Source organism: Clostridium sp. ZBS2 (assembly GCF_023845855.1).
Taxonomy (GTDB): Bacteria; Bacillota; Clostridia; order Clostridiales; family Clostridiaceae; genus Clostridium; species Clostridium aquiflavi.
The window spans coordinates 79,870-91,435 of sequence record NZ_JAMQIF010000003.1 but is presented as its reverse complement, the minus strand read 5'-3'; the positions used below and the strand labels follow the sequence as shown (position 1 = coordinate 91,435).

Here is an 11,566-nt window from a genome sequence, read left to right as displayed (position 1 = left end):
TGCTTGTCACAATGTTTCATTGGGAACACGCATTAATTAGACTAATCTTTATTTTTAGATTTCTTAAAGTAAATTTCTCAGTCCACGAGCTTTTATACTATAACATCAACACATTTAAAATATGTTGTAAATTATATTTTAAATCCTACTTAGAAAGTATTTTTTCTAATACTTTATTCATTTCTTCTATCTTTTCATCGGGATTATTATTAAGACATGCTTCTTTAACACAATGACGTAAATGCCCTTGTAATATCATTAAATCAGCTTTTTTAAGTAATGATTGTGCCGCTAATATTTGATTTGCTACATCTATACAATACCTATTATCTTCTATCATTTTTATTATCCCTTCAATTTGTCCTTTTGCTGTTTTTAAAGATTGTAATGCTTTTTTTCTTTCTTCACTCATGTTTTATCCTCCCACCCCCGGGTAGGGGGTCTGTATTTATATCTAATTATAGACTTGTTTATAAATTTGTCAAGAATATTATATTTTTTACCAGATTTTTAAATTTGGCTATATTTTAAGTGAATGTTAATATTTTATAATTTCTTATACAAAAAAATACCTTAATAAACTTAGTATTTTAAATTTATTAAGGTATTATTCTTATAACTTATGTCTTTTTTTAACCAATATCGATAAAGCTTCTTCTGATAAATTAGCAAAGTATTTAGCACAATTTATTATTGCATTTTCATCTACTGCAAATTTAGGATGATGATGTGCAAATGATTTGCCTGTTCCAAAAATTATGAATGCACCTGGAATAGTTTCTTGATAATAAGCAAAATCTTCTCCTTCTAATCCCATTGAATTTTCACTTACCTTATATCCCATTCTTTTTCCTATTTGAGATGCAATATTTACCCATTCTTTTTCATTATTTGTAGCTGGATGTCCCTCATGCCATATGAATTCAGCTTTTCCTCCAAATGACTCTGCTATTCCATTAATAAGACTACTCATTCTTTTTGGAATCAACTCTCTTGTTTCTTTATCTAATGTTCTAACTGTTCCTTCCATATAAGCATAGTCAGGTATTATATTCCATGAATTCCCACTTTCTATATGAGTTATACTTAAAAGTGCATCATTAATTGGACTTACATTTCTACTTATAATAGTTTGTAGAGCATTTATAATATTTGATGATATTATAATTGGATCAATGCTTTTTTCCGGTTTTGCTGCATGACTCCCAATACCTGATATCTTTATTTCAAATCTATCCACAGCTGCTGTCATTGCTCCAGATTTTATTCCGATTATCCCAACATCTAAATTAGGAACATTATGCAAACCGAAAATAGCTTCAACATCATCTAAAGCTCCTGTATCAATTATTTTTTTAGCTCCTTTTGAACTTTCTTCACTAGGCTCAAATATAAATTTAACTGTTCCTATTAAATCTCTTTGGCTTTTCTTTATTAAATAAGCTGCACCTAAAATTGCTGCCATATGAAAATCATGACCACACGCATGCATTTTACCATTGTTTTTAGATTTATAAGACAAAACACTTTCTTCTTTTATAGGTAGAGCATCTATATCGCATCTTATTGCAACTATTGGTCCATTAGGATTACCTTTCACTTCAGCTATAAGGCCTGTCTTTAAATCAGTATGTAAAATATCTATATCTACTTCTTGTAGTAATTTTTTTATCATATTTGTAGTTTCAAACTCTTCATTTGATAGTTCTGGATTTTGATGCAAAATATGATACAAGTTTATAAGTTCTTCTTCCAAATTATCTATTTTCTCTAACAGCTTATCATTAATCATTGTTATTCCCCCTGTAATATACCTTAAATTATAGCATCCATTTTAGTTATGTAAATATATACTACTGTATAAACTACCTTTTAATAATTATTATATTATATGTCTTGATAAATAATAATAATTATTATATAATATTAAATATATTCGGAGGTGAATATTATGATTAACATAGGTGAATTAGCTCCTAATTTTACTCTTCAAGGGTGTGATGAAAAAATCCACAGTTTAAATGATTATAAAGGTAAAAAAGTAATTTTATATTTTTATCCAAAAGATAATACACCTGGATGTACAGCTGAGGCTTGTGATTTCAGAGATAATTATAATATTATTGAAAATAAAAATACTGTAGTTATCGGAATAAGTAAGGATAATTTAAATTCACACAATAAATTTATAAGCAAATTTAATTTGCCATTTATCTTATTAAGTGATGAAGAAAAAACAGTTTGCAAGTTATATGATGTTATAAAAGAAAAAAATATGTTTGGTAAAAAAGTTCTTGGAATTGAACGAAGCACTTTTATAATCGATGAAAACGGAATACTTGTTAAAGAATTTAGAAAAGTTAAAGTAAAAGGACATATTGAAGAAGTGTTATCTAATATATAATTATATTTAGAAAATCAATTTAATTTTGTATTTTCTTTTAATAAATTTTTAAAAACTAATTTTTGATTCACATACCTAATTTTTAATTATAGCTGACTTTATTGTCAGCTATAATATTTTTTATATAGATCCTCTCTCCTATCATCTTTAACATTAAATTTCGCTCTTGATTTAAATACTTGCTCTAATTTAATTTCTTGTATTATAAGTTCTTCTTTATCGCTTAAATCATTTAATATCTCTCCCCATGGACTAACAATAGCAGATTGGCCATTATATTTTATTCCGTCACCTTCTCCTAATCTATTGATACCTATAATATAACTTTGAGTTTCTAGCGCTCTAACTTTTAAAAAGCTTATCCATTCTTCAATTTTTGACTTTGGCCAATTAGCTGCGACAGTTATTGCCTGCGTATTTCTTGAAGCTACTTGAAAAATTTCAGGAAACCTTAAGTCATAACAAATAAATGATGCTAAAGAAAATTGTCCTATTTTATAATTTTGAATGTTCATACCATTATGATATGCTTTTGGCTCTCCACCATATGTAAACAAGTGTATTTTAGTATAATCAGATATAACCTCTCCAAAATTAGATATTATAAGATAATTATTCAATGCCTTGGAATCAATTTTCTTACCATATCCAAGACCTATATTTATATTATTTTTTATAGCTAATTCACGACACCATTCGATTATTTTATCTTGTGATAAAGTTAACTTATTTATATTTAATGTTACTCCTGTTAAAGTCATTTCTGGAAAAAGTATTAATTCTACATTTTTTCTTGATGCTTCTTTAACTAAAGTTTCAACTTTATTCATGTTTATTAATTCATTTTCCCATATTACATCAATTTGACCAATTCCTATAACCATATTAACGCCTCCTTCTTTATTAATATTAATATATATTTTATTTTTAATACAACTAAAATTAACCATTTTTATAAACAAAAATACCTCAAACCATTTTCAGTTCAAGGTATTTCATTCTTTAGTAAATTATATTTTATTTTTTTATCTAGGTAAATTACTTAACTGTTCTGCATAATCAATGTACCAATCTTCTACATCACCAAATGTTCCAACTATATCCATATGATCCGTATTTATAAGTGTTGGCATAACATTCCATTGACCAACTTTAGGTTGTCCGTTGAATTTTTTAATCACATCATTAGAACCTAATCTAGGACCTTCTTGACTTATTGAATTTACAATGCCATCATTATCAAACCATTCGTCATCTATAATAGGACCTTTATAATTACGTGTATAGTTTCCCATTTTAGTTGCACTTGGATAAAATAATGGATTCATAGGACCTATTTGTGGTACAGCATAACCTGTTATTAATAATTTTTTTGTAGCTTTTGTTACCCATGAAAAATAATATACATCAGGTTGAGCTTTTACCCATTTATTTAGTTCTTGAGCTCCATAAGTTGATAAATCATATGGTCCTATATCTTTTGTTCCAGACCATATATTACTATCTAAAACTCTTTTATTATAATTTATATATGATTCTCCAGGTTGTTTTTTTAGTCCAAATTGGTCTAATTTAAAATCATATAAACAATTAGATAAATTATCTTTTCCATTTATTGCCCCTAATATTCCCAATGAAACATTTATCAATTTTTTTGCTGGCATTACATCTGATAATGTTGTTCCATCATTAGGTGTTGATATTGTGGTAACACTTCTAACCCAATGTTTTCCACCCATAAATAAAGGACATATATTTTCTTGATTATAATCTCTTTCCTCTTCACTGCCTTCACTTAAAAGTTGAGTAAGTGTACGTACTGTTTGTCCACCCATACTATGACCTATAAGATGAATTTTATTAGCATCACTTACATCTTTATATATACCTTCAAAAGTTCTGCCATATCTTTCATGTCCATATTTTTTAGCATGTGCTGCACCATAATCAACTGTTCCACCAACTAAGTATGCGTATAACTCACAAGCTCTATCCCAGTTACTTGAAACAGGACCTACTGTTGCTGTGTAAGTTTTGTATCCTTGATTCCTCAAACTTTCTTGAATATCAACAATACCACCCCAGTATTTATATCCTAATAATTCATCCCTTCCAAATCCCATGAATCCATGAACTAATACTATAGGATATTTGTTTCCTTCTTCAATAACTTCACTTTTAATATCAGGATATTGTAATGGTTCTTGTTCTATAATTTCACCTTGAGCTTCAACTTTTGATTTACTATCGAAATCTTCACTATTAGGTAATTCTATTGTATCTGGTATTTCTAAACCTTCAGCTTTATTCTCCGTTTTTGATTCTTTTAAAATTTCTTTAACTTCATTCAGCTGATCTTCTTCTTTTTTATTATTTGATTCATGATTTAAACTTTCATCATTTAAATTCTCTTTATTATTTTCTATAGTTGGTTCATTTTTCATGCTATTTTCAATTTCATTCAAAATAAAATCATTAGATGATTTACTATCTTCTATAATAATTGAATTCGTTGATTCAACAGCCATAACAGGTGCTGAAAAACTTGTAAAAGCAACTGAAATTGCTAAAGCAGTAATTCCTAAAATTTTTACTAGAGATCTCTTCATTACACTTCACCTCATTAAAATTAAATTTAGGTAATTTAAAAGCAAAGACATTATTTCAAGAATTAGAGAGAATTTAACTTCCCTCTAAATTCTTTAATTTTTAATTGTTTTCTGGTAATGAACTTAATTGATTACAAAGATTTAAATACCATCCTTGAACATTGGCAAAACGTCCTATTATATCTTCATGATCTAAATTTATAAGTGTAGGCATTGCATTCCATTTTCCTATTTCAGGATTTCCATTATAATCAATTATTACATCATTAGATCCTAATTTAGGACCATTTTCACTTATGCAGTTTACATAACCATCATTTGGCCACCAATCTTTATTGATTATTGGTTTACCATTTTCATGACGAGTATATTTACCCATTGCTAAAGTATTCTTATAGAACATTAAATTCATTACTCCTGGTTGTGGAATAGAGTGACCTGTAAGTATTGATTCCTTTGTACCACAAACTGTCCATGAAAAATAATAAACATTAGGTTGTGCTTTTACCCATTTATTAAGTTCTTCTGCTCCATATGTTGTTAAATCATAAGTACCAATATCTTTAGTTCCACTCCAAATATCGCTACTTAATACACGTCCAAGGTAATGAAGTTGTGATTCATTGTCCCCCTTTGTTAATCCCCATTGATCTAATTTAAAATCAAATACATTTTGAACTAGAGAATTATGACCTGTTGCTGATCCTAAAACTCCAAATAGTGGGCTTACAACATCTACTACAGGATTAGCATCTGCTGCTGTTGTACCATCATTTGGTGTTGCTATTGTTGTTACACTACGAATCCAATCATTTCCTCCTTTAAATAACGGTGAAAGATTGTTTTGACCATAGTTTCTTTCTTCGTCACTACCTTCACTTAAAAGTTGAGTAATGGTACGTACTGTTTGTCCACCCATACTATGTCCAACTAAATGAATTTTATTTTTATCACTTATTTTATTATATAATCCTGGATATGTTCTACCATACCTTGCATGTCCATACTTTTCAGAATGAGCTGCACCATAGTCTACTCTTCCACCAACTATATAAGCATAAAGTTCACAAGCTCTATCCCAGTTACTTGAAGCGGGTGCTACAGTTGCTGTATAAACTTCATATCCTTTATCTCTCATTTTCTCTTGAAGGTCTATAGCGCCTCCCCAATATTTAAATCCAGCTACTTCATTTCTTCCCCATCCCATAAATCCATGTACTAGAACTATTGGATAATCGTTACTTTGTGAAGTTGAGTCTAAATTTGATGTATCTAGTGCTTCTATTGGTTCTTCAGCTTCAATTGCCTGTGTTGATTCTGTTAAAATTGATGAGCCTTCTGTAATTTCAGTAGCATTAACCCCTGCTGGAAAAGTTGTTACAGTCATTGCTACTGCTAATAAAGAAATTCCTAATAATTTAGTTAAAGATTTTTTCATTTCTACACCCCTATACAATATTTTTAACATAATAATCTCTTAATCTCTTCTCTTGTTAAATAACTGCATAGAATTAATAAATATTTACATTTAGAAGTTACATATTAAAATACCTTTGTAATAAGACTTGCCTACATTACTTTTATATTAAATGTAAAATATATTAATAATTCTTATTTATTAAATATATTAAAATTTTAAATATATCTACTTCTATAAATAAGTTGAATTTTTATTTTTTAATTAATTTCTCAGTATTAAATTTTATAGGTTATTTAGAATTTTTAATTTATAGAGAATTTTTCTAGTGTTTATTGATTTGATAGTTTAATTAATTTTTTAAAGCCCCCCCTTTTTTATAAACTATTAACTATTTATATGTTAAAAGTGACAATTAATTATATAAATATATGAAAATAACATTACTCTTAATTTAAACGTTTACTTAAAGGCTTGTATGCATATTATTCATATATTTATTAACTACATATTTAAATTGTGTTAAGTAAAATAGTTAATTTATCTTTAAGAATAGATATATTAAATAAAAATATATATTTAATCATTTTAAAATAATAAGATTTTATTTATAGATATTACTTAACTAATTAAAAATTTTATGTATTATTTCTAAAAATCCTTTTTTATGAAATTTACTTAATTATATTCCTAGTTTTTTGAATTTTCAATATTTTTTGGTTTTTTTGCAAAATTTTATTATAATGTGATTTTATTATACATTTATTTACTTTTTTGATCCTGTATATAACTATTTTTTATCATTTTTTTATCTATAATCTTTTTATTTTTAAATATAATTTTAATCTTAGTAAACAAGCTAATCAAAAATATAAGTCATTGATTAGCTTGCAAAAGTCTATTTAATAAATATTAAACTATTATTCTGGTAATGAGCTTAATTGTTTACAACGATCAATATACCATTGAGTTACATTACCATAACGTCCTATTATATCTTCATGATCTACATTTATAAGTGTAGGCATAGCATTCCATTGACCTTTTACAGGTGTACCATCATATTCTCTTATAATATCATTTGAACCTAATTTAGGACCATTTTGGCTAATACAGTTTACATAACCATCATTTTGCCACCAGCTCTTATCAATAACGGGTCTGCCTGAATTATCATTACGAGTAAATTTACCCATCATAAGTGAATTAACATAGAAATTCTTATTCATAACACCTGGCTCAGGGATATGATGTCCAGTAAGTTTTGATGGTTTTGTTGCACTAGTTGTCCATGAGAAATAATAAACATTTGGTTGTGCTTTTACCCATTTATTCAATTCTTCTCCACCATATGTGCTTAAATCATAAGAACACATATCTGTAGTCCTCTCCCAAATTCTACTACTTAAAACACGTCCTATATAATGTGCTTGAGTTTCATGATCTTGTTTTGCTAATCCCCATTGATCTAATTTAAAGTCAAAATAATCACTTAAAATACTATTTGATCCTGTTAATACTCCAGCTACACCACATAGCGGAGTTATATAATCAACAAATGGTATTGAATCTGATAATGTTGTTCCATCATTTGGAGTAGATATTGTTGTTACGCTATGAATCCAATCATTACCACCATTAAATAGTGGTGACATATCATTTTGACCATAGTTTCTTTCTTCTTCACTACCTTCATTTAACAATTGTGTAAATGCACGAACTGTTTGTCCACCTTGACTGTGTCCAACAATATGAATTTTATTTTCATTACTTATTTTTTTGTATATACCTGGATATGTCTTACCATATCTATCATGTCCATATTTTGCTGCATGAGATGCACCATAATCTACTCTACCACCCATTATATAAGCGTAAAGTTCACAAGCTCTATCCCAGTTACTTGAAATAGGTCCTACTGCTGCAGTATAAACTTCATATCCTGCATCTCGCATTTTTTCTTGAAGATCTACAGTTCCGCCCCAGTATTTAAAACCTAATTTTTCATCTCTTCCCCAGCCCATGCATCCATGAACTAATACAATAGGATAATTATTGTGATCTCCTTTTAATGTTTCTAAATTAATTCCATCTTCATTTAATGACTCTTGTATTACTATCACACTATTTTGTGTTTGTGAATCTGCACTTTCTGCCGCTTCCTCTATTGTTGGTTCGTTAATTGAATCAAGTGCTTTTACATTGGTTGGAAAAGTAGTTACTGTCATAGCAACTGCTAATAAAGAAATTCCTAATATTTTTGTTAAAGATTTTTTCATTTTTACACCCCTATACAATATTTTAACTAATCTCTTAATCTCTTCTCGAGTTAAATTGACTGTATAGAATTAATAACTATTTACATTTTAATTTTGTAATTGTTTACAAAGAAGATAAGTAATTTTACTCAAAATTAAATATAAAACTTAGCAGTTAATTCTTAATTTATTAAATATATTAAAATAATAAATATATCTACTATCAGTAATAAATTAGTACCTTAACCTCAGCATTTAGATTTAATGTCGCACTAAATTTAATATAGCTTTTTTAGTAATGTTTTCTTAATAAAATTCATTTAAATTCTTAGTACATAAATAGTTATTATCTTTTGTAAAATTTCTTTTAATATCGTTTCATTATCCCGATTTAATACTTCGCCCCTATACGTCCCCCCTCATTTTTGAATTATTAACTATTTTCAATACATACTTTTTAATTTAACAATATATTAGAATCATTAAATATATGTCTACAACTTTTTAATATTTACAAGACTATAATTTAATATGCTACAATAACTGTTAATGCATAAAGTAAAATAGCTAATTGATCCCTAAAATAAATATAATAAAATATTAAAATATATTTAATCTTTTTTAATATAATGTATTTTAGTTCTACTAATTCAGTAAATCACTCTTTTTATCTAGTCTATATTATAAATCGTTTTATGTTTTTATAATGTTAATATAAATTCAAGTTATTTTTTACACATTTAATTTTATATTCTATTATTTTTTATTATATTCCTACAATTTTGAATTTTCAATCTTTTTAAGTACATAATTGTAAATTTGTTTTTAATTTCCATATAATAATATAAAGTTTTAACATAATTATTTTTTATTATATAAACTAATTTTTAATATTAATTTATATTTAATAAATCTAAAAATCATCAAATTTTCGATAATTACATGTATATTATAATAAAATATTACAAAAATGTATTAATTTATATAGTATTTTCAATTGATATGCTATAATAATTATTGTAAATATTTACCGTTACATTTTTTTAAAATATTTTTATTATATGAAAGGGGAACAATTTATGAAAAGATTAAGAGATCAAATTATATGTATTAATATAGTTTTAGTTTTATTGGTTTCTGCTGTTATATTACTTATCTCATCTAATCAGATGAAAAATGTAGTAAATGCATCAATTAATCAATATGAACTTAATTTAATGGAAAACTATGATCAAAACATAAAACTACAAGTTGAAAACGTAATTTCTTTATTAAATGGGATTTATGAAAAACAAATAAATGGTGAAATAACTGAAGAACAAGCAAAAAGTTTGTCAAAAGATATGATAAAGTCTTTAAGGTATAACGGTGATGGTTACTTTTGGATTGATGGAATAGATTCAACATTAATTGCACATCCAATGATTCCAGAACAAGAAGGAAGTAATAGAACTAGTCTTAAAGATGCAAATGGACATATGATAGTTCAAGAAATAATAAAAGTTGCTAGAAATGGTGGCTATACCGATTTTTACTTCACAAAACCAAATGAAGAAGGTACTCATCCCAAAAGATCTTATTCAAAATTATTTGAACCATATGGGTGGATTATAACAACAGGAAACTACATAGACGATATAGACCAAGCAATTAATATGAAAACAGAAGAATTGAAAAATAATTTTAATCAGAATAGAAATATATTATTATTTGCATTATTCATATTGTTAATTATAACTGTAATATTATCATTATTTATTATTCGTCCAATTACAAGAGCTCTAAATAAAATAGTAGCCTTAGCTGAACGTTTATCAAATTATGATTTCTCAAATAATATAGAAGTTAAATCAAAAAATGAACTCGGTAGAGCTGGTATATCTTTAAATAAAGCTCAAGAAAATATAAGAAATTTAATAAATAGTATTATTCAGAAATCTAGTGATTTATCATCTTCTGCAGAAGAACTTTCTGCATCTACAGAAGAAGTTTCTTGTAAATTAAGTGAGATAAATGAATCCACTGAAGGAATAGTAAATAAAATGTCGGATAGCACAACTGTAGCACTTGATGTCAATTTAACTATTTCAAACATAGCAAAAAATACTAATACTCTATCTACTAGTTCAAAAAAAGAAACTGAAACTCTTATTAATTTTAGAGATAAGGCTCTAGAATTAAAAAATCATACAAATGAAGTTTTAAAATATATAAATAATTTATATCATGAAAAAGAAATTAATATTAAAGATGCTATTAAAGCTGGTAAGGTTACAGAAGAAATATATGTTATGGTTGAAACTATATCAAGTATTGCTAATCAAACTAATTTATTAGCTTTAAATGCAGCAATTGAATCAGCTCATGCTGGAGAAGCTGGTAAAGGTTTTGCAATTGTAGCATCTCAAGTAAAAGCATTATCTGAACAATCTATGGAAGCTGTAAAATCTATTGAAGATATTGTAAATAAAGTTCAACTAGTATTTAAAAGTTTATGTGCTGATAGTAATGATATACTTGAATTCTTTAACAAAGACATTACTCCAAAATTAGATGAATTCTTAAAAGTATCTGAATATTATTATAATAATTTAAATTTGGTAAGTAATGCAGCTAATGAAACGTATACTATATCTAGAAATCTAAATTCATCCACAAGTGAAATAGCAAGTGCTATTGATAATATGTCTAGCAATTCAACACAAGCTTCTAGCAGTTCAGAAACTATATTAGAAAATATAACAGAAACTGTTAATAATATGGATGTAGTTGCAGAGACTGCTGAAATACAAGCTAACTTAGCATGTGAATTAATTAATTTAGTTGATAAATTTAAATTATAATATAATAAAATATTAAAAATTTAAAAACTTTTGGG

8 protein-coding genes are annotated in these 11,566 nt (G+C 26.6%); 2 read left to right on the top strand and 6 right to left on the bottom strand.

Features of this window, described 5'->3' with window-relative positions:
* Window positions 1-145: 145 nt before the first annotated feature.
* Together NG918_RS00895 and NG918_RS00890 are read right to left on the bottom strand one after the other, a co-directional pair.
* On the bottom strand, window positions 146-412 hold the full coding sequence (locus tag NG918_RS00895) for a metal-sensing transcriptional repressor (RefSeq protein WP_252211668.1): 267 nt from the start codon (window positions 410-412) through the stop codon (window positions 146-148).
* A 201-nt stretch (window positions 413-613) separates the two neighbouring features.
* The gene (locus tag NG918_RS00890; RefSeq protein WP_252224027.1) at window positions 614-1,792 is read right to left on the bottom strand and encodes an amidohydrolase; all 1,179 of its coding nucleotides are present in this window, start codon (window positions 1,790-1,792) and stop codon (window positions 614-616) included.
* Window positions 1,793-1,951: 159 nt separating this feature from the next.
* Between NG918_RS00890 and bcp the strand changes: the two genes are divergently transcribed.
* Complete coding sequence (bcp, locus tag NG918_RS00885; RefSeq protein ID WP_252211666.1) at window positions 1,952-2,404, top strand: thioredoxin-dependent thiol peroxidase; 453 nt, start codon at window positions 1,952-1,954, stop codon at window positions 2,402-2,404.
* A gap of 104 nt (window positions 2,405-2,508) precedes the next feature.
* Here the strand turns inward: bcp and NG918_RS00880 are convergent, their stop codons facing one another.
* From NG918_RS00880 to NG918_RS00865, 4 genes are all read right to left on the bottom strand, one after another.
* Window positions 2,509-3,288 (bottom strand): nitrilase-related carbon-nitrogen hydrolase, encoded by a 780-nt coding sequence (locus NG918_RS00880; RefSeq protein WP_252224025.1) that lies wholly within the window; start codon window positions 3,286-3,288, stop codon window positions 2,509-2,511.
* Window positions 3,289-3,429: 141 nt separating this feature from the next.
* The gene (locus NG918_RS00875) at window positions 3,430-5,013 is read right to left on the bottom strand and encodes an esterase/lipase family protein (protein ID WP_252224023.1); all 1,584 of its coding nucleotides are present in this window, start codon (window positions 5,011-5,013) and stop codon (window positions 3,430-3,432) included.
* 100 nt (window positions 5,014-5,113) lie between these two features.
* Window positions 5,114-6,451, bottom strand: coding sequence for an esterase/lipase family protein (locus NG918_RS00870; RefSeq protein ID WP_252224022.1), 1,338 nt, complete (start codon window positions 6,449-6,451; stop codon window positions 5,114-5,116).
* 899 nt (window positions 6,452-7,350) lie between these two features.
* On the bottom strand, window positions 7,351-8,709 hold the full coding sequence (locus NG918_RS00865; RefSeq protein ID WP_252224021.1) for an esterase/lipase family protein: 1,359 nt from the start codon (window positions 8,707-8,709) through the stop codon (window positions 7,351-7,353).
* A 1,058-nt stretch (window positions 8,710-9,767) separates the two neighbouring features.
* Here NG918_RS00865 and NG918_RS00860 point away from each other — a divergent pair.
* Window positions 9,768-11,531: a methyl-accepting chemotaxis protein gene (locus tag NG918_RS00860; protein ID WP_252211661.1), complete on the top strand. Its 1,764-nt coding sequence runs from the start codon at window positions 9,768-9,770 to the stop codon at window positions 11,529-11,531.
* The last annotated feature ends 35 nt before the right edge of the window (window positions 11,532-11,566 follow it).

Excerpts from the sequence above, each read along its gene's own strand:
- NG918_RS00895 (WP_252211668.1), bottom strand. The coding sequence starts at position 412 with ATGAGTGAAGAAAGAAAAAAAGCATTACAATCTTTAAAAACAGCAAAA.
- NG918_RS00890 (WP_252224027.1), bottom strand. The coding sequence starts at position 1,792 with ATGATTAATGATAAGCTGTTAGAGAAAATAGATAATTTGGAAGAAGAA.
- bcp (WP_252211666.1), top strand. The coding sequence starts at position 1,952 with ATGATTAACATAGGTGAATTAGCTCCTAATTTTACTCTTCAAGGGTGT.
- NG918_RS00880 (WP_252224025.1), bottom strand. The coding sequence starts at position 3,288 with ATGGTTATAGGAATTGGTCAAATTGATGTAATATGGGAAAATGAATTA.
- NG918_RS00875 (WP_252224023.1), bottom strand. The coding sequence starts at position 5,013 with ATGAAGAGATCTCTAGTAAAAATTTTAGGAATTACTGCTTTAGCAATT.
- NG918_RS00870 (WP_252224022.1), bottom strand. The coding sequence starts at position 6,451 with ATGAAAAAATCTTTAACTAAATTATTAGGAATTTCTTTATTAGCAGTA.
- NG918_RS00865 (WP_252224021.1), bottom strand. The coding sequence starts at position 8,709 with ATGAAAAAATCTTTAACAAAAATATTAGGAATTTCTTTATTAGCAGTT.
- NG918_RS00860 (WP_252211661.1), top strand. The coding sequence starts at position 9,768 with ATGAAAAGATTAAGAGATCAAATTATATGTATTAATATAGTTTTAGTT.